Annotated in this window: 22 protein-coding genes; 10 read left to right on the plus strand and 12 right to left on the minus strand. The window is 73.4% G+C overall.

Going from position 1 to position 17,726, the window contains the following annotated elements:
• Position 1: 1 nt before the first annotated feature.
• A complete protein-coding gene (gene dut, locus VM636_RS07425) occupies positions 2-544 on the minus strand; it encodes a dUTP diphosphatase (RefSeq protein WP_030422541.1) in 543 nt (180 codons plus the stop codon).
• Entirely contained in the window at positions 541-1,125 is a 585-nt protein-coding gene (locus VM636_RS07430; RefSeq protein ID WP_030422542.1) for a PaaI family thioesterase, read from the minus strand. The genes dut and VM636_RS07430 overlap by 4 nt, the downstream gene beginning before the upstream one ends.
• Positions 1,126-1,181: 56 nt before the next feature.
• Here VM636_RS07430 and VM636_RS07435 point away from each other — a divergent pair, with 56 nt between their 5' ends.
• On the plus strand, positions 1,182-1,643 hold the full coding sequence (locus VM636_RS07435; protein WP_030422543.1) for a DUF3093 domain-containing protein: 462 nt from the start codon (positions 1,182-1,184) through the stop codon (positions 1,641-1,643).
• 35 nt (positions 1,644-1,678) lie between these two features.
• Here the strand turns inward: VM636_RS07435 and VM636_RS07440 are convergent, their stop codons facing one another.
• From VM636_RS07440 to VM636_RS07455, 4 genes are all read right to left on the minus strand, one after another.
• Entirely contained in the window at positions 1,679-2,614 is a 936-nt protein-coding gene (locus VM636_RS07440; RefSeq protein WP_030422544.1) for a hypothetical protein, read from the minus strand.
• Positions 2,615-2,627: 13 nt separating this feature from the next.
• Positions 2,628-2,924 (minus strand): DUF4193 domain-containing protein, encoded by a 297-nt coding sequence (locus VM636_RS07445; RefSeq protein WP_003993510.1) that lies wholly within the window; start codon positions 2,922-2,924, stop codon positions 2,628-2,630.
• Between the two features lie 407 nt (positions 2,925-3,331).
• Positions 3,332-4,579, minus strand: coding sequence for a HAMP domain-containing sensor histidine kinase (locus tag VM636_RS07450; protein WP_030422545.1), 1,248 nt, complete (start codon positions 4,577-4,579; stop codon positions 3,332-3,334).
• 6 nt (positions 4,580-4,585) lie between these two features.
• Entirely contained in the window at positions 4,586-5,239 is a 654-nt protein-coding gene (locus VM636_RS07455; RefSeq protein WP_004982445.1) for a response regulator transcription factor, read from the minus strand.
• Between the two features lie 454 nt (positions 5,240-5,693).
• Here VM636_RS07455 and VM636_RS07460 point away from each other — a divergent pair, with 454 nt between their 5' ends.
• Positions 5,694-5,867, plus strand: a complete 174-nt coding sequence (locus VM636_RS07460; protein ID WP_199809444.1) for a hypothetical protein — start codon at positions 5,694-5,696, stop codon at positions 5,865-5,867.
• A 99-nt stretch (positions 5,868-5,966) separates the two neighbouring features.
• On the opposite strand, the gene VM636_RS07465 is transcribed toward VM636_RS07460, so the two are convergent.
• Both VM636_RS07465 and VM636_RS07470 read right to left on the minus strand, forming a co-directional pair.
• On the minus strand, positions 5,967-6,785 hold the full coding sequence (locus tag VM636_RS07465; protein WP_030422546.1) for an inositol monophosphatase family protein: 819 nt from the start codon (positions 6,783-6,785) through the stop codon (positions 5,967-5,969).
• Positions 6,786-6,793: 8 nt separating this feature from the next.
• On the minus strand, positions 6,794-7,921 hold the full coding sequence (locus tag VM636_RS07470; RefSeq protein WP_030422547.1) for a ferrochelatase: 1,128 nt from the start codon (positions 7,919-7,921) through the stop codon (positions 6,794-6,796).
• Between the two features lie 147 nt (positions 7,922-8,068).
• On the opposite strand from VM636_RS07470, the gene VM636_RS07475 reads away from it, so the two are divergent.
• Positions 8,069-9,328, plus strand: coding sequence for an MFS transporter (locus VM636_RS07475; RefSeq protein ID WP_053914415.1), 1,260 nt, complete (start codon positions 8,069-8,071; stop codon positions 9,326-9,328).
• A complete protein-coding gene (locus VM636_RS07480) occupies positions 9,270-10,607 on the plus strand; it encodes a D-arabinono-1,4-lactone oxidase (protein WP_030422549.1) in 1,338 nt (445 codons plus the stop codon). Before VM636_RS07475 ends, VM636_RS07480 begins: the two co-directional genes overlap by 59 nt.
• Here the strand turns inward: VM636_RS07480 and VM636_RS07485 are convergent.
• A complete protein-coding gene (locus VM636_RS07485; RefSeq protein WP_030422550.1) occupies positions 10,531-11,355 on the minus strand; it encodes a hypothetical protein in 825 nt (274 codons plus the stop codon). The two genes, VM636_RS07480 and VM636_RS07485, sit on opposite strands and share 77 nt — an antisense overlap.
• 467 nt (positions 11,356-11,822) lie before the next feature.
• Between VM636_RS07485 and sepH the strand changes: the two genes are divergently transcribed.
• Positions 11,823-12,842 carry a septation protein SepH gene (gene sepH, locus VM636_RS07490; RefSeq protein ID WP_030422551.1) on the plus strand — a complete coding sequence of 340 codons (1,020 nt, stop codon included), beginning with the start codon at positions 11,823-11,825 and terminating at the stop codon, positions 12,840-12,842.
• A 74-nt stretch (positions 12,843-12,916) separates the two neighbouring features.
• On the opposite strand, the gene VM636_RS07495 is transcribed toward sepH, so the two are convergent.
• The gene (locus VM636_RS07495) at positions 12,917-13,759 is read right to left on the minus strand and encodes a sulfurtransferase (protein WP_053914414.1); all 843 of its coding nucleotides are present in this window, start codon (positions 13,757-13,759) and stop codon (positions 12,917-12,919) included.
• Between the two features lie 238 nt (positions 13,760-13,997).
• Between VM636_RS07495 and VM636_RS07500 the strand changes: the two genes are divergently transcribed.
• On the plus strand, positions 13,998-14,792 hold the full coding sequence (locus tag VM636_RS07500) for a VOC family protein (RefSeq protein WP_338484105.1): 795 nt from the start codon (positions 13,998-14,000) through the stop codon (positions 14,790-14,792).
• 8 nt (positions 14,793-14,800) lie between these two features.
• Here VM636_RS07500 and VM636_RS07505 read toward each other — a convergent pair whose 3' ends face one another.
• Positions 14,801-15,148, minus strand: coding sequence for an ATP-binding protein (locus VM636_RS07505; RefSeq protein ID WP_234340476.1), 348 nt, complete (start codon positions 15,146-15,148; stop codon positions 14,801-14,803).
• Between the two features lie 322 nt (positions 15,149-15,470).
• On the opposite strand from VM636_RS07505, the gene VM636_RS07510 reads away from it, so the two are divergent.
• The 4 genes from VM636_RS07510 to VM636_RS07525 are packed head-to-tail and all read left to right on the plus strand — an operon-like array spanning position 15,471 to position 17,048.
• Positions 15,471-16,397 (plus strand): helix-turn-helix transcriptional regulator, encoded by a 927-nt coding sequence (locus VM636_RS07510; RefSeq protein ID WP_053914412.1) that lies wholly within the window; start codon positions 15,471-15,473, stop codon positions 16,395-16,397.
• Positions 16,394-16,606 carry a DUF397 domain-containing protein gene (locus tag VM636_RS07515; protein WP_053914411.1) on the plus strand — a complete coding sequence of 71 codons (213 nt, stop codon included), beginning with the start codon at positions 16,394-16,396 and terminating at the stop codon, positions 16,604-16,606. The genes VM636_RS07510 and VM636_RS07515 overlap by 4 nt, the downstream gene beginning before the upstream one ends.
• A gap of 37 nt (positions 16,607-16,643) precedes the next feature.
• Positions 16,644-16,841, plus strand: coding sequence for a DUF397 domain-containing protein (locus VM636_RS07520; RefSeq protein WP_078962779.1), 198 nt, complete (start codon positions 16,644-16,646; stop codon positions 16,839-16,841).
• Positions 16,842-16,850: 9 nt separating this feature from the next.
• Positions 16,851-17,048, plus strand: coding sequence for a DUF397 domain-containing protein (locus tag VM636_RS07525; RefSeq protein ID WP_078962778.1), 198 nt, complete (start codon positions 16,851-16,853; stop codon positions 17,046-17,048).
• On the opposite strand, the gene VM636_RS07530 is transcribed toward VM636_RS07525, so the two are convergent.
• Positions 17,038-17,688 carry a thymidine kinase gene (locus VM636_RS07530; RefSeq protein WP_030422558.1) on the minus strand — a complete coding sequence of 217 codons (651 nt, stop codon included), beginning with the start codon at positions 17,686-17,688 and terminating at the stop codon, positions 17,038-17,040. The two genes, VM636_RS07525 and VM636_RS07530, sit on opposite strands and share 11 nt — an antisense overlap.
• Between the last annotated feature and the right edge of the window lie 38 nt (positions 17,689-17,726).

Genomic DNA, 17,726 nt, shown 5'->3' on the forward strand with positions numbered 1-17,726 from the left:
GTCACTGTCCTTCCCGGTCGGATACGACCGAAGCGTATCGATTCCCACCCGTCGGGCCGCCGTCGGCGACCTGACCGCTTGTGCCGCTCGCAGGGTCCGTCCCGGCGTGGCCGCCGGTGGACCCGAAGCCCCCTTCGGCCCGCGCCGATCCGGGAAGCTCCGCGACCTGGCGGAAGCGGACCCTCTCGACCTGCTGGACGACCAGTTGGGCAATCCGGTCGAAGCGCTCGAACCGCACCGTCTCGCGCGGATCGAGATTCACCACGATCACCTTGATCTCCCCACGGTACCCGGCATCAATCGTCCCCGGGGCATTCACGAGGGCGACACCGCAGCGGGCGGCCAGTCCGGATCGCGGGTGCACGAAGGCCGCGTACCCCTCCGGGAGCGCGACAGACACGCCCGTGGGCAGCACGGCCCGTTCCCCGGGTGCCAGCGCGCAGGCGACGGTGGTGCTCAGGTCGGCCCCGGCGTCGCCGGGGCGGGCGTACGACGGAAGCGGTACGTCGGGGTCGACGCGGCGGATCAGGACCTCGAGGCTCACGGGTTCACCTCGAAGGCGCGGGCCCGGCGGACCTGGTCGGGATCGTCCAGCACGGCGCGGATCTCCTCCTCGCGGCCGTGCTCGACGAAGTGGTCGACCTTGACCTCGACGAAGAGGGCGTCGGCACGGACGGCGACGGGGCCGTCGGGGCCGCCGATGCGGCCGACGGCGGTGGAGTAGATCTTCCGGCCCGAGACGGCGGTGACCTCGGCGGCCAGGTGGAGGGTGGTGCCGACGGGCACGGGCCGCTGGAAGTCGGTCTCCAGCCGGCCGGTCACGGCGATGGTGTGCAGCAGCCAGTTCAGCGAGCCGAGGGTCTCGTCGAGCGCGGTGGCGAGGACGCCGCCGTGCGCCAGTCCCGGGGCACCCTGGTGGGCGGGGCGGACGGTGAACTCGGCGGTGACCGAGACGCCCTCGCCGGCGCGGGCCTCCAGGCGCAGTCCGTGCGGCAGGCCGTCGCCGCAGCCGAAGCACTCGGCGTAGTGGGAGCCGAGCGGTTCGCCGGGGGCGGGGGCGTCGGGGTGCCGTACGGGGGGCACGGCGTCGGCGGGGGGCTGAAGAACCGGGGAAGTACCACTCACAGGCGCAGACCTTACCCGCGCGTCGGGCGAACGCGGATACCTGCCAAGCTGGTTCCATGCAGCTCTCCGCCGTCCCGTACGAAGAACGTCTCACCGCGCCCCGCTCCTGGTGGCTCGTCTGCGGCCTCGTGGGGTTCGCGTTCGCGCTGATCCTGACGCCGCTCGGCAAGCTGCCCATGCTGGGCGGACTGGCCGGGGGCACGGCGGTGGCCGCGGTGGCCGCCAGCTCGTACGGCGCGGTGCGCATCCGCGTCGTGGGCGGCGCGCTGATCGCCGGTGAGGCGAAGGTGCCGGTGACGGCCCTGGGCGAGGCGGAGGTCCTCGACGCGGAGGAGGCCCGCGCCTGGCGCACGCACAAGGCGGACACGCGCGCCTTCCTGCTGCTGCGGGCCTACATCCCGACGGCCGTGCGGGTGCCGGTGACCGACCCCGCGGACCCGACGCCGTACCTGTACCTGTCGACGCGGGAGCCGGAGCGGCTGGTGGAGGCGCTGCGGGCGGCCCAGGCGGCCGTCTAGGACCTTCCGGGCGCCTCCCGGGCCCGCCGTGCCGCTCAGGGCCGGGCGGGGCCGCCGGGGCGGCGCAGGGGGTCGTGGGTGAGGGCGTCGACGTCCAGGGCGTCCGGCGGGGTCTCCAGCCCCGGGAGGGCGCCGAGGGCGTCCCAGGGCACCTGGGCCTGGCGCAGGTCCGCGCGGATGCGGGCGGCGAGCTTCCGGGTGTCCCGGCGGTTCATGACGGCGCCCACGGCCGCGCCGACCAGGAACGGCATCAGGTTGGGCAGGTCCCGCACGGTGCGTTTCATGATCTGCTGGCGGAGCTGCCGTTTCATCGGGCCGTTCATCGCGGCGGCGACGGTGGAGGGTCTGGTCACCTCGATCCGGCGTTCGTCGGACCAGCAGGTGAGGTAGGCGGTGCTGCGCTGGGCGAGGGTGCCGGGCGGACGCAGGCCGTAGACCTCGTGGAGTTCGGCGATCAGCTTCAGCTCGATCGCGGCGACGCCGGTGATCTCGGCGGCCAGTTCGGCGGGCATCGCGGGCGGTACGGGGAACATCGCCGCGGCGCCGACGCCCGCTCCGACCGTCGCGGTGGCGCGGGCCGCGCCGGCCACGAGCCGGTCCGCGATCTCCTCCGGGCCGAGGCCGGGGAAGTGGGCGCGCAGGGTGTCGAGGTCGCGTACGGGCACGCGCGGGGCCAGTTCGACGATCCGGTCGGCGAGGCGCCCGAGGGCGGCCCTGGCCTGGTGGACACCGCGGCGGGCGCCGTCGCCCGCCCGCTCCCGGAACGCCGCTGCCCGGCGCCGGGCAGCGGGCGTCGGTGTCCGGCCGGCCGGGAGGTCGCCCCGGCCGCTCACAGCTTCGAGCGAGGCCGTACCCGTATCGGTGCGGCCTCGCTCGTCGTCACGCGCGCTGTGGGGGCCGTCCGGCGGCCCTTGGTCCGCTCCTTCGCGGAGGAAGGGGCGGCGCTTCCAGGGAGGGGTCGAGCCGGTCACGGCCGACCCCGCCTCAGTCGCAGTCGCGGCAGATCGGCTGGCCGTTCTTCTCGCGGGCCAGCTGGCTGCGGTGGTGCACCAGGAAGCAGCTCATGCAGGTGAACTCGTCCTGCTGCTTCGGCAGTACACGGACCGCCAGTTCCTCGTTCGAGAGGTCGGCGCCGGGAAGTTCCAGGCCCTCTGCGGCCTCGAACTCGTCGACGTCGACGGCCGAGGCGGACTTGTCGTTCCGCCGGGCCTTCAGCTCTTCGAGGCTGTCCGAGTCGACGTCGTCGTCGGTCTTGCGTGGAGTGTCGTAATCGGTGGCCATGGTCGCTCTCCCCCTCTGGGTGTCTGCGGGTGTCTCCAGCGCACGTAACGCGTGAGAGGCCGGGCTTGTGCCCGACCCGAGGCGGAGATTTTGCCTCACATCAAGGTCTGTTACTCAATCGACACCCAACCGGACCCCTCATGAGTGATCGGCTGGGATGGCGATGGGGACCGTACACGGTTCGATTGCCGCACCACAAAGGCGTCTCACCCTGTACTTCCCGTGATCGGGAGCCCTGAAAACCAGGATTTTCCCGACTCCCCCACGGGGTATGCGGTCACCGAGCGTGCATGACCGGAAAGCACACACTGTGATCGATCACACACGTGAACTCGGGTCCGACGCCCCGGGGATTCCGCTCGAAGCGAACAATTTCGAAGATTCGGCACCCTACCGCGCCCAGGTTCTCAGAGGGGCAGGGTGACACGCATCACGAGTCCACCACCTTCACGCGGCCGGGCGTAGATGTGGCCGCCGTGCGCCCGCGCGACCGAGCGGACGATGGACAGGCCGAGTCCGACCCCCTTGTCGCTGCCCGTGCGCTCGGTGCGCAGCCGCCGGAACGGCTCGAAGAGGTTGTCGATCTCGTACGCCGGCACGACCGGGCCGGTGTTGCTGACGACGAGGACCGCGTTGCCGTTCTCGACGGAGGTGTCGACCTCCACCCAGCCCTGTTCGGGCACGTTGTAGCGCACGGCGTTCTGCACCAGGTTCAGCGCGATCCGCTCCAGCAGGACCCCGTTGCCCTGGACGACCGCCGCCTCCCGGCTGCCGCCGATGCGCACGCCCCTCTCCGCGGCCTCGCCGTGCACCTGGTCGATGGCCTGGCCCGCCACCTCGGCGAGGTCCACCGGCTTGCGCTCGACGATCTGGTTGTCGCTGCGGGCGAGGAGCAGCAGCCCCTCGACGAGCTGTTCGCTGCGTTCGTTGGTGGCCAGCAGCGTCTTCCCGAGTTGCTGGAGCTCCACCGGGGCGTTCGGGTCGGAGAGCTGCACTTCGAGGAGGGTGCGGTTGATGGCGAGCGGGGTGCGCAGTTCGTGCGAGGCGTTGCCGACGAAGCGCTGCTGGGCGGTGAAGGCCCGCTGCAGCCGCTCCAGCATGTCGTCGAAGGTGTCGGCCAGCTCCTTCAGCTCGTCGTCCGGGCCGTCCAGCTCGATCCGGCGCGAGAGGTCGGAGCCGGCCACGGCGCGGGCGGTGCGGGTGATCCGGCCGAGCGGCGACAGGACCCGGCCGGCCATCGCGTAGCCGAAGGCGAAGGCGATCACGGCGAGCCCGAGCAGGGCCAGCAGGGAGCGGCTGAGCAGGGTGTCCAGGGCGACCTGGCGCTGGTGGTCGACGCACTCGCTGATCGCCGCGTTGAAGGCGGACAGCGACAGGTTGCTGGCGTTGTTGACCGCCGGGCACTTGTCGCTGGCGACCTTGATCGCCTGGCCGTCCACGATCTTGAACAACGGCTCGTTGCCGGTGGTCAGCGCCTGCGCGGCGAGCAGGTAGATGATCGACAGCAGCAGGATGCCGGCGATCAGGAACATGCCCCCGTACAGCAGCGTGAGCCGTATCCGGATGGTCGGGCGCAGCCAGGGCGGCGGGGTGGCCGGGCGGGGGTCCCAGGTGGGCTTGGGCGGCGCCTGGGGCGGTGTGGGGGTGGACGCCATGGGGGATCAGATCCGGTAACCGGAGCCGGGGACGGTGACGATGACGGGGGGCTCGCCCAGTTTGCGGCGCAGGGTCATGACGGTGACGCGGACCACGTTGGTGAAGGGGTCGGTGTTCTCGTCCCACGCCTTCTCCAGGAGCTGTTCGGCGGAGACCACGGCGCCCTCGCTGCGCATGAGGACCTCCAGCACGGCGAACTCCTTCGGCGCGAGCTGCACCTCCCGGCCGTCGCGGAAGACCTCGCGGCGGTTGGGGTCGAGCTTGATGCCGGCGCGCTCCAGGACGGGCGGCAGCGGCACGCTGGTGCGCCGGCCCAGGGCGCGCACGCGGGCGATCAGCTCGCTGAAGGCGAAGGGCTTGGGCAGGTAGTCGTCGGCGCCGATCTCCAGTCCCTCGACCCGGTCGCTGACGTCGCCGGAGGCCGTGAGCATCAGCACGCGGGTCGGCATGCCCAGCTCCACGATCCGGCGGCAGACGTCGTCGCCGTGCACGAGGGGGAGGTCGCGGTCGAGGACGACCACGTCGTAGTCGTTGACGCCGATGCGCTCCAGGGCGGCCGCACCGTCGTACACGACGTCGACGGCCATGGCCTCCCGGCGCAGTCCGGTGGCCACCGCATCGGCGAGCAGTTGCTCGTCCTCGACGACGAGTACGCGCACGTCGCTGGTCCTTCCTGTGTCTGGTTCGGGTCTCCCCCGGGCCGCCCTCGTGGCGCCGTCGCGGCGTGCGCGGGGGCGGACGCGTGGGGTGTCGGCGTCCATCCTGCCCTTTTCGGCCATAAGTCGGCGGTAAGGCGGGCCAGGCCGGGCGTCCCGGCGGGGTGGGGCGGACCGTCGCGGCCGGGGGCCCGGGGGGACGAAATTTTCTCGTGTGGGTGAGGTTTCCAGGGAAGGAACGCGGGGGAGGACGGGTTTACACCCCACGATCACGCTCTGCCCGTACCGCATGACCACGTGGTGCACGCGGTCCGCCGCCGCGGAGCGGGTGGGGGTGTCCGGCACGGTCGCCGCCCCCGGCGGGGCTGCGCGGGGCATCCCACGAAGACGTGATCGTCACCTTCCCCTGGCACACCCCCGTGCCACCGACCCACGACCCAGGACGAGGGGGCGCAGCATGGACGCTTTCACCGCAGGACTTCTGCAGCGCATAAAGACGACCGAGTCCGACCTCTCCCGGGCCCGCGACGAGGGCGACGACTTCCTCGTCGACGTGGAGCTGGGCGAACTCGACGACCTGCGCCGCCTCGCTGCCGAGCACGGCGTGGAGGTCGAGGCCACCAACGCCTGACCGGCCCGTGAGCGACGAGGGCCCCGGCGACGACCGCGCGCCGGGGCCCTCGTCGCGCGGTCGTCGCGCGGTCGTCGCCGGGGGCACCGCGGGAGCCGGTCAGGCGCCGAAGTCCGCCAGGAGCCGCTGCAGCGGCGCGAAGACGGCCGGGGTGGCGGCGATGGCCAGCTCCCCGGAGGGGGGCTCGCCGGGTCGTCCGCCGGTCACCGCGCCGGCCTCCCGGGCGATCAGGTCGCCCGCGGCGCGGTCCCAGGGGTGCAGCCCCCGCTCGAAGTAGCCGTCGAGCCGGCCGGCGGCCACGTCGCACAGGTCGATCGCGGCCGAGCCGCCGCGCCGGATGTCGCGCACCAGCGGGATCAGCCGCCGGGCGATCTCGGCCTGCTCGGCGCGGACCTCGGCGACGTAGTTGAAGCCGGTGGAGACCAGCGCCTGGTCGAGCGGCGCGGCGGAGCGGCAGGACAGCGCCCGCTCCCCCTCCCAGGTCCCCGTCGCCCAGGCCCCGCCGCCGCGCACCGCGTGGTACGTCTCCCCGCGCATCGGCGCCGCGACCACCCCGGCGACGGTCTCGCCGTCCTGCTCGGCGGCGATGGACACCGCCCAGGTCGGCAGGCCGTAGAGGTAGTTCACGGTGCCGTCGAGGGGGTCGATCACCCAGCGCACGCCGCTGGTGCCGGCGCTGGAGGAGCCCTCCTCGCCGAGGAGGCCGTCGTCCGGGCGGCGCTCGGCGATCAGGCCGGTGATCAGCTTCTCCGCCGCGATGTCCATCTCGGTGACCACGTCGATCGGGCTGGACTTGGTGGCGGCGACCGCGAGGTCGGCCGGGCGGCCGTCGCGCAGCAGTTCGCCGGCGCGGCGGGCGGCCTCGTGGGCGAGGGCCAGCAGCTCGGCGTGGAGCGGATCGGTCGGGGCGTCGGTCACGGGGCTCCTCACGCGTAGGGGCTGTCGGCGCCCGCGGCGGCGGGACGGGGGGCGCGGGCGGGGCAGCAGCCCACCGGGCAGAGGTCGTGGGACGCGCCGAGCGAACCGAGGAAGCAGGGCGCGGTCTCCTGCCCCCGCTCGGTGGCGGCGCGCTCGGTGATCAGTTCGCGGACCGCGGCGGCGAAGCGCGGGTCGTCGCCGACGGTGGCCGAGCGGCTCATCGGCAGGCCCAGTTCGCGCGCCTTGTCCGCGGCCTCCGTGTCGAGGTCGTAGAGGACCTCCATGTGGTCGGAGACGAAGCCGATGGGGGCGATGACCACGGCGGGGACTCCGGCCGCGTGCCGCTCCTCCAGGTGGTCGCAGATGTCGGGCTCCAGCCACGGGATGTGCGGGGCGCCGGAGCGGGACTGGTAGACGAGCCGCCAGGGGTGGTCGACGCCGGTGCGCTCGCGGACCGCGTCGGCGATGAGCCCGGCCACGTCCAGGTGCTGGCGGACGTAGGCGCCGCCGTCGCCGTGGTCCTCGACGGGGCCGGAGGTGTCCGCGGCCGAGGTGGGGATCGAGTGGGTCGAGAAGGCGATGTGCGCGCCGTCGCGGACCTCCTCGGGCAGTTCGGCCAGCGAGCGCAGGACGCCGTCCACCATGGGTTCGAGGAAGCCCGGGTGGTTGAAGAAGTGCCGCAGCTTGTCGACGCGGGGCAGGTCGAGGCCCTCGGCCTCCAGGGCGGCGAGCGCGTCGGCCAGGTTCTCGCGGTACTGGCGGCAGCCCGAGTAGGAGGCGTACGCGCTGGTGGCGAGGACCAGGATGCGGCGGCGTCCGTCGCGGACCATCTCGCGCAGGGTGTCCGTCAGGTACGGGTCCCAGTTGCGGTTGCCCCAGTAGACCGGGAGGTCCAGGCCGTGCTCGGCGAAGTCCTTGCGCAGGGCGTCGAGCAGGGCGCGGTTCTGGTCGTTGATGGGGCTGACCCCGCCGAACAGGAAGTAGTGGCTGCCCACCTCCTTGAGGCGTTCCGTCGGGATGCCGCGCCCGCGGGTCACGTTCTCCAGGAACGGGACCACGTCGTCCGGGCCCTCCGGGCCGCCGAACGAGAGCAGGAGCAGGGCGTCGTAGGGGGAGGCGTCCAACAGGTCAGGCATGCCTCGATCCTGCCACCCGGCACCGACAACGGGAAACGAAGGGCCACGTGGCCCGGCGGCCGGGTCCGGAGGGTACTCCCGGGCGGTATGGGCCGGTAATCTGTATCGACTGCGTACGCCGCTTACCGAGCCGTTCCGGAGACCCCGTTGACCAGCCCCTACCGCGCCCTGTTCGCCGCTCCCGGCACCAAGGGGTTCTCCGCCGCGGGCCTCCTCGGCCGGATGCCGCTGTCGATGATGGGCATCGGCGTGGTGACGATGGTCTCCCAGCTCACCGGCCGGTACGGACTGGCCGGCGCGCTCTCCGCGACCCTCGCGCTCTCCGCCGCCGTGGCCGGCCCGCAGATCTCCCGGCTGGTCGACCGGTACGGCCAGCGGCGGGTGCTGCGCCCGGCGACGCTCGTCTCGCTGGCCGCGGCGGCGGTGCTGCTGCCGGCCGCGCACCACGGCTGGCCCGACTGGGTGCTGTTCGCGGCCTGCGTGGGCATCGGCTGCGTGCCGAGCCTCGGCGCGATGGTCCGGGCCCGCTGGGCCGCCCTGTACGGGGGCACCGCGCGGCTGCACACCGCGTACTCCTTCGAGTCGGTGCTCGACGAGGTCTGCTTCGTCTTCGGGCCGATCCTGTCCATCGGGCTGTCCACGGCGTGGTTCCCGGAGGCCGGACCGTTGCTGGCCGCCTGCTTCCTGGCGACCGGCGTCTTCTGGCTGACCTCCCAGCGCGCCACCGAACCCGCCCCGCACGCGCGGGACGAGCACCGGGCGGGCGGTTCGGCGCTGCGTTCCCGGGGGCTCCGGGTCCTGGTGGCCACCTTCGTGGCGACCGGCACGATCTTCGGCGCCGTCGACGTGGTCACCGTGGCCTTCGCCGAGGAGCGGGGGCACAAGGCCGCCGCGAGCCTGGTCCTCGCCCTGTACGCGGCGGGCTCCTGCACGGCGGCGCTGGTCTTCGGGCTGCTGCGCTTCGCGGGCCGGCCCGAGCGCCGCTGGCTGCTGGGCATCTGTGCGATGGCCGTGAGTATGATCCCCCTCCTACTGGTCGGAAACCTGCCGTTTCTGGCCGCGGCGCTGTTCGTCGCGGGGCTCTCCATCGCTCCCACGATGATCTCGACGATGTCCCTCGTCGAACAGCACGTACCACGCGCGCGGCTCACCGAGGGCATGACCTGGGTGAGCACCGGTCTGGCGGTCGGGGTCGCGCTCGGCTCCTCCGCGGGGGGCTGGGTGATCGACGCGGCGGGGGCCCGCGCCGGGTACGGGGTTCCGGCGGTGGCCGGGGCCGTCGCGGTGGCGGTCGGTTTCCTCGGGTACCGCCGGCTCGCGCGGCCGGCTCCGCGTCGGGGAGGGACCGTTGGGCAGCACGACGAACGGCACGTACCGCAGGAGCGGCAGGAGCGGCACATGGCGTAACTGGGGCGGCAACGTCTCGGCGCGCCCCGCCCGGGAGGCCGTCCCGGCCTCCGTCGGCGAAGTGGCGGAGGCGGTCCGCCGGGCCGCCGAGGAGGGGCTGCGGGTCAAGGCGGTCGGCACCGGGCACTCCTTCACCGCCATCGCCGCGACCGACGGGCTCCTCATACGCCCCCGGCTGCTGACCGGGATACGCCGGATCGACCGGCGGGCCATGACGGTCACGGTCGAGGCGGGCACCCCGCTCAAGCGGCTCAACACGGCGCTCGCCCGGGAGGGCCTGTCGCTGGCCAACATGGGCGACATCATGGAGCAGACGGTCTCCGGCGCCGTCGGCACCGGCACCCACGGCACCGGCCGGGACTCCGCCTCGATCGCCGCGCAGATCCGGGGGCTCGAACTGGTCACGGCCGACGGGTCGGTGCTCACCTGCTCCGCGCGGGAGAACCCCGAGGTCTTCGCCGCCGCCCGGATCGGCCTCGGCGCGCTGGGCATCGTCACCGCGCTCACCTTCGCCGTGGAGCCGCTGTTCCTGCTCACCGCCCGCGAGGAGCCGATGCCGCTGCCGCGCGTGCTGGACCGCTTCGACGAACTGTGGGCGGAGAACGAGCACTTCGAGTTCTACTGGTTCCCGCACACGGACGGCACCATCACCAAGCGGAACAACCGCAGCGCGGGCCCGGAGCGGCCGGTGCCGCCGCTGCGGGGCTGGTTCGAGGACGAGTTCCTCTCCAACGGCGTCTTCCAGGCGGCCAACTGGGCCGGCCGCGCGGTGCCCGCCACCGTCCCGGCGATCGCCCGGGTCTCCAGCCGGGCGCTGTCGGCGCGGACCTACACCGACATCCCCTACAAGGTCTTCACCTCACCGCGCCGGGTGCGGTTCGTGGAGATGGAGTACGCCCTGCCGCGCGAGGCGGCGGTGGAGGCGGTGCGTGAACTCAAGGCGGTGATCGACCGGTCGCGGCTGCGGGTCGGCTTCCCCGTCGAGGTGCGCACGGCCCCGGCGGACGACATCACGCTGTCCACCGCGTCGGGCCGCGACACCGCGTACATCGCGGTCCACATGTTCCGGGGCACGCCGTACCGGTCGTACTTCACCGCCGCGGAGCGGGTCTTCACCGCCTACGAGGGGCGCCCGCACTGGGGGAAGGTGCACACCCGCACCGCGGAGCACCTGGCGGAGGTCTATCCGCGCTTCGGCGAGTTCACGGCGCTGCGGGACCGGCTGGATCCGGATCGCCGGTTCCAGAACGACCACTTGCGGAGGGTGCTGGGTCCGTAGGCGCCGGCGCGGGGGCCGTCGGTCCGGTGCCGCCGGGCTCGTCGCCCTCGGCGGAGGCGTCCGGGGCGGGTGCCCGCCCGGTCTCGGCGCCGCCGTCCGGGGCGGTGGTGCCGGGGTCGGCGGAGGGGGCGGGATCCGGGTCGCCCGAGGTGCCGGGGTCCTCGCGGGGGCCCGGGGTGGCGGAGTCGCCGGGCGCGGGCGACTCGTCGGAGCCGGCGGGCCCCTTCCGGTCCGGGGCGGGGCGGTTCTCGCCGGACAGGGCGCCGCCGACGGTGGTGTTCGCGCCACCGCTGAGGCTCTCGCCGGAGGCGAGTTCGTAGGCGGTGACGCCGCCCATGGTGACGCCGAAGACGACCGCGGCGGCGACCAGGGGCCGCTTCCAGCTCTTGACCCGCGCCCGGTGGAGGGTGCCCTCGGTGTACTCGCCGTAGGCGGGCGGGGTGCCGAGGGCGGCGGGGCCGGTGGCGGTGCGCGCGGTGACGTCGGTCGCGACGGGGCGTCCGGCGCGCAGCCGTTCGCCGGTGCTGCGGAAGAAGTGCTGGAAGACCGGTCCGCCGCAGGTGGCGACGACACTGATCACCCCGGCGCCGAGGATCGTGCCGTAGACGCCGAAGGAGGAGGCGAGTTTGGCGGCCAGCACCGCGGCCAGGGCGCTGCCGGCGACCTGGGGCACGCTCAGTTCGATGCGCCGGGACTCCCCCTCCGCACGTATGTCCGCTTCCTGGCCACTATCGGGCTTTTCCCGCATCCCCGGACCTTGCCTGTCTTTCCCGTACGTGATCGAGCAACTCCATGAGAAAGGGACGTGCGGGCGAAACCATAAGTTCCGGTTCTGGTGATGACGTGAAGTACGCCACGCGGCGGATCGGGGGAAACCCGCCAGGGCGGCCAACCGCCACGCCTTGCCGGAAGTTGGACGGCGCGCCAATCCACGCACGTGGCCCTAATGGAGTAGTGTGGCGAGCCCTGGGCCCGGTCCCCCGACAGGGAGTTCGGGCCTCGCTGGATCGCCGGAAGGGTGGTTGCACAGGGTGACGGAGCCGGTCACTGAGCGTTGCGAACAGGTAACCGTGCCATAACGGCGTTCCAGGGCCCGCGTCCGACACGCCGGGCAACTCGGCAAGGTTGTGGCAGGCTGCACCCGGGCAGGCCACACTCGACAGAGCGGAAGCAGCGACGCACGTGACGTCGGCAGGCACCACCCGGGAGGTCCCCATGCCCGAACTGCGTGTCGTGGCCGTCTCGAATGACGGCACACGGCTGGTGCTGAAGGCTGCGGACAGCACGGAGTACACGCTTCCGATCGACGAGCGGCTCCGCGCCGCCGTGCGCGGCGACCGTCCGCGCCTCGGCCAGATCGAGATCGAGGTGGAGAGCCATCTCCGCCCCCGCGACATCCAGGCGCGCATACGAGCCGGGGCCACCGCGGAAGAGGTCGCCCAGATGGCGGGCATCCCGGTCGACCGGGTACGCCGTTTCGAGGGACCCGTGCTGGCGGAGCGCGCCTTCATGGCGGAGCGGGCCCGCAAGACCCCCGTCCGCCGTCCCGGCGAGAACTCCGGTCCCCCGCTCGGCGAGGCCGTCCAGGAGCGGCTGCTGCTGCGCGGCGCCGAGAAGGACACCGTCCAGTGGGACTCCTGGCGCCGCGACGACGGCACCTGGGAAGTGCTCCTGGTCTACCGGGTCGCGGGCGAACCGCACTCGGCGAGCTGGACCTACGACCCGCCCCGGCGGCTGGTCCAGGCCGTCGACGACGAGGCGCGCGCGCTGATCGGCGAGTCCGACGACCTCGCCGCGCCCGAGCCCAGCTCCCCCTTCGTGCCGCGCATCGCCCGGCTGCCGCGCGACCGTCCGATGGACCGCTCCGGCGACCGGCCGGGCCTGCCCGCACTGCCGCCCGACCCCGCGGAGGAGAGCGAGCGGGACTCCCTGACCAGCCTGCTGGAGGCGGTGCCGAGCTTCCGGGGCGACCTGGTGGTGCCCGAGCGTCCCGCCGAGCCGGCGGAGGAACCGGACGAGGAGCCGGAGGCGGAGGAGCCCCCGGCGCCCGCCGCGTCGGCCGGGTCCGCCTACGCCGACGTGCTGATGCCGCGTTCGGTGGGCAGCCACCGCGACCGGCTGATCGGCTCCACGGACCGTCAGGCGGAGGCCGACGGCGTCCGCCCGGGGCGGCGGGCCGCGGTGCCGAGCTGGGACGAGATCGTCTTCGGCACCCGGCGCAAGAAGCCGGACTAAAAGGACCCGTTCACCCCGCCGGGGCCGCGCCGGCGTGGTCGCGGCCCCGCTCGCGCCGGCGCGCCGGGCCGGGTTCAGTGCGGGTCCGGACCGACCGCCACCGGGCGTGCCGGGTCCGCGGACCACTGCGACCAGGAGCCCACGTAGAGCGCCGCGGGGATCCCCGCGACGGCCAGCGCCAGCACCTCGTGGGCACCGGAGACCCCCGAACCGCAGTAGACGCCGACCTCCGTGCCCTCCGCCGCGCCCAGCCCCCGGAAACGGTCCCGGAGTTCGCCGGCGGGCCGGAACGTGCCGCCCTCCGTGACGTTCTCCGTCGTCGGCGCCGACACCGCGCCCGGGATGTGTCCGCCGACCGGGTCGATCGGCTCGACCTCGCCCCGGTACCGTTCCCCCGCCCGCGCGTCGAGGAGCACCCCGGAGCGGGCCAGCGCCGCGGCCCCGTCCGCGTCCAGCAGCCCCCGTCCGCCCGGCTCCGGCGTGAAGTCGCCCGGCTCGGGCACGGTGGCCCCCGTGGCGAGCGGCCCGTCCCACGCCGTCAACCCGCCGTCGAGGACCCTCACGTCCGGGTGACCCGTCCAGCGCAGCATCCACCAGGCGCGGGCCGCCGCCCACCCCGGCCCGCCGTCGTACGCGACGACCGGACGCCCCGCCGACACACCGGCCCGGCGCATGGCGGCACCGAACGCGTCGAGGCCGGGCAGCGGGTGCCGTCCCCCGGCGCCGGGCGGTCCGGCCAGCTCCCGGTCCAGGTCGACGTAGACGGCACCGGGGATGTGCCCGGCCTCGTACGCGGCCCGGCCGTCGAAGGGCGGGGCCCCGGCGGTGGTGAGCTGCCAGCGGACGTCGAGCAGGACGGGCGGGCGCGGGCCCGCCAGGGCGCCCGCGAGACCGGGCGCGGAGACGATGGCGTTCATGGCCCCATCCTGGCGCACCGAGTGGCCGACCGGGCGATGTCGGACTACTCTCCCGCCGAACAGGTCCGATCACGGCATGTGCGGGATCGGGCACGTACTGTGCTGCCGAACGATCCCCTTCGGCCACACCCCGGACACACGGGGATCGGGACGCACCGGCGCCGGTGTCGCCACCGGCGGGGCTCCGGCACGGCGGAAGCGGACGCACGGCCCGCGCGGGGCCGGGAAGAGAGTGACGATGACCGACGCACGGGAACCGGCCGGCGACGGGGCACCCGCCCGGCGCGCGCCCGGCGCGCCCTGCTGGGTGAGCCTGATGGTGCACCGGCCCGCCGCGGCCCGGGAGTTCTACGGGGCCCTGTTCGGCTGGGAGTTCCGGCCCGGCCCGCAGCGCCTCGGGCCGTACGCGCGGGCCGTGCTGGACGGACGGGTGGTGGCCGGGATCGGCCGGCTCCCCGCGGACCGCGTGCTGCCGGTCGCCTGGACGCCCTACCTCGCCTCCGACGACGTCAACGAGACGGCGGAGTCGGTCCGCGTGTGCGGCGGCACGGTCGGCGTGGGGCCACTGGACGCGGACGAAGCCGGTCGCCTCCTGATCGGTTCCGATCCCTCCGGTGCGGTTTTCGGCGTCTGGCAGGCGGCGGCGCACCTGGGCACCGACGTCTCCGGGGTGCCCGGGGCGCCGGTCTGGAACGAACTGCTGACCTTCGAGTCGGCGGGCGTCGCCAAGTTCTACGAGCGCGTCTTCGGCCTGGAGGCGGAGCGCTCGCTCGGCGACGACGCGGTGACGCTGCGCCTCGGCGGCCGTCCGGTGGCGGGCATCCGCGGCATCGGCTCCGGCCTGCCCCGCGACCGGGGGCCGCACTGGGTGACGTACTTCGAGGTGGCCGACGCCGCCGACGCCGTCCGCCGCCTCCTCGACCTCGGCGGCCGGGTCCTCACCCCGGTCACCGAAACCCCGCGCGGCCTCCTCGCCAGGGCGGCCGACCCGGAGGGCGCCCGCTTCGTGCTGCTCCAGAGCGCGGGCCGCTGACGCGGCGGTCAGGGCAGGGCGTACTCGGCCCAGACGACCTTCCCGGGCCCGCCGGGCCGGGGGTCGCACCCCCACCGGGTGGCGAGGTGCGCCACGATCAGCAGGCCCCGCCCGCCCTCCACGGGCTCCTCGGCGGGCCCCGGAGCGCCGGGACGGCGGGGCAGGCGTTCGGCGCGGGCGTCCGTGACCTCGATCCGTACGAGCCGGCCTCCCGGCGGGATCTCCAGCGCGAGGCGGAAGTCCCGGCCCGGGACACACCCGTGGCGCACGGCGTTCGCCGTCAGCTCCGCGACGATCAGCACCACCGCGTCGTGCGGGACGGTGCCGTACGGGACCCCCCACGCCTCCAGCCGCACCGCCGCCAGCCGCCGCCAGCCGCCGCGCGAGCCGGGCCCCGCGCGGGGTCGACGTGAAGCGCATCCCGAAGCTGCGGTCCGATGCGGGGGCGGAACCGGCGGCCGGGCCCTCGGTGTGATCGGCGGGGCCGGTGATGCCGGTGAGGTCTACGGGGTTCATGGGTTCGGTCGTCATGCCGACCACGGTCCCGCCGGTCGCGTAGCGTGACCAGTGATTACGCAGCGACATCCGCCGTCTGTAGGCGGGGTGCGCCGGGTCGTAGGAGCGGTGGGCCGTGACGCGTTCGGCACGGGGGCGTTGGGCCGAGGAGGCGGTGAGGACATGACGGGACACGGGGATACGGCAGCGGGCGCCGGGACGGCTCCGGCGGAGCGCGGTGACGGCGCGCTGGTGAGCGCCGGAGACGGCTGGGACAACGACGGCGGCGCCGCGCGGCGCCCGGAGGACGAGACAGGCCGGGGCGTCGTCGCGGCCTTCGGGCGGACCATGAAGACGCTGCGGCTCCGCCAGGGCCTGGAACGCGAGGAGTTCGGCAGACGGCTCGGCTACTCGGCGTCCACGGTGGCCGCGTTCGAGCAGGGGCGGCGCATCCCGTCGCCCCGCACGATCGAACGCGCCGACGAGGTCCTGGAGGCCGGCGGCCTGCTGTGCGTGTGGAAGGAACAGGTGGAGCGGGCCCAGTACCCGGTGTTCTTCCAGGGCATGGCGGCGCTGGAGAAGGAGGCCATCGAGCTGGTCGCCTACGACACCTTGGTGGTCAAGGGGCTGCTTCAGACGGAGGACTACATGCGGGCGCTGCTCAATATGCGACGTCCGCCTTTGCCCCAGGAGACCATTGAACAGCGAGTAGCAGCCCGAGTCGCTCGGCAGGTCATCTTCGAGCGGCAGCCGGCTCCGCTCCTGAGCTTCGTGATGGACGAGTCGGTGTTACGACGGTGGTACGGCGGACGGAACGTGTTGAAGGGTCAATTGGAGCATCTGCTCCTGAGTGGCCAGAAGCGCAACGTCGAGATCCAAGTGATGCCACTGCACAGCGAGGAAAGCGCAGGCGTCGACGGTCCGTTCACGGTTGTCACGCAGAAGGGCGGCAAGAAGTTCGTGTACGCAGAAGCCCAAGGAAACGGTGCTCTTCAGACCGACCAGGATCAGGCGGCTCTTGCCGCCGCCCGTTATGGGATCATCCGATCGCAGGCTCTCAGCCCGCGAGAGTCGCTGAAGTTCATCGAAGGGTTGCTGGGAGAGCTATGAACACCGCTGAGTCCTCGACAGTTGCCTCCGGCCCCACCTGGTGCAAGAGCAGCTACAGCGGAGCGGAAGGGGGCGATTGCGTGGAGGTCGCCGCCGGAGCGGACGTCCGTGTGCGGGACTCCAAGGACGTCGGCGGGCCTGTCGTCGCCGTCTCGCGGGACGCCTGGACGGGATTCCTCGCGCTCATACCGCCACCGCACCGCGACTGAGACACGCGGCGTCCGCCGAAACGCTCCGGAGGAAGTCATGAACACCACCGAGCCCTCAGCATGGTTCAAGAGCAGCCACAGCGGCACCGAAGGCGGCGAATGCGTAGAGGTTGCGGCTGCCACGGCGGTTGTGCATGTCCGGGACTCCAAAGCCGTCGGTGGGCCCGTTGTTGCCGTCTCGCGTAGCGCCTGGGCGGGGTTCCTCGGGCTTGTGTCGTCGCAGCCGCGCGGGTGAGGGAGAGGTATGGAGACCGCCGAAGGTACGTCCTGGTTCAAGAGCAGCCACAGCGGCACCGAAGGTGGGGATTGTGTCGAGGTCGCCGCCGGAGTGGGCGTCCGTGTGCGGGATTCCAAGAATGTCGGCGGGCCCGTCCTCGTCGTCTCGCGGAATGTGTGGCGTCGGTTTCTCCGGCTCGCGGTGGGTGGGCCCGTCAGTCCGTGACGATGGGGAGGACGTCCGGGGAGAGGGCCGCCGCCCGCGCCGTGGCCGCCGTGGTGCGGCGGCTGTGGTGGCGGCGGCACAGGACCTCGTAGCCGATCTCGTCCACCGAGTCGGTGACGTCCCCGACCACCACCTGCGCGCCCTCGACCACCATCACCCCGCCGACCGTACGGGCGTTGTGCGTCGCGCGGGCCCCGCACCAGCACAGGGCCTCCACCTGGAGCACCTCGACACGGTCGGCGAGTTCGACCAGCCGCTGGGAGCCGGGGAACAGCTTGGTGCGGAAGTCGGTGGTGATGCCGAAGGCGTAGACGTCGATGTCGAGGTCGTCGACGACGCGGGCGAGCTGGTCGATCTGGTCCGGCGCGAGGAACTGCGCCTCGTCCGCGATCACGTAGTCCGCGCGGCCACCCCGCGAGAGGTGGTCGACGACGTGGGCGTAGAGGTCCTGGCCCTCCTCGACCTCCGCCGCGTCGGTGACCAGACCGAGGCGTGAGGAGAGCTTGCCCTCGCCCGCGCGGTCGTTGCGGGTGAAGATGAGCCCGGCCAGTCCGCGCGCGGAGCGGTTGTGCTCGATCTGGAGAGCCAGTGTCGACTTCCCGCAGTCCATCGTTCCGGAGAAGAACACCAGCTCGGGCATGACAGGTCGGGCACCTTTCGGCGTGGGAGGGGACGGCC

It is taken from the genome of Streptomyces sp. SCSIO 75703, assembly GCF_036607905.1.
GTDB lineage: Bacteria > Actinomycetota > Actinomycetes > Streptomycetales > Streptomycetaceae > Streptomyces.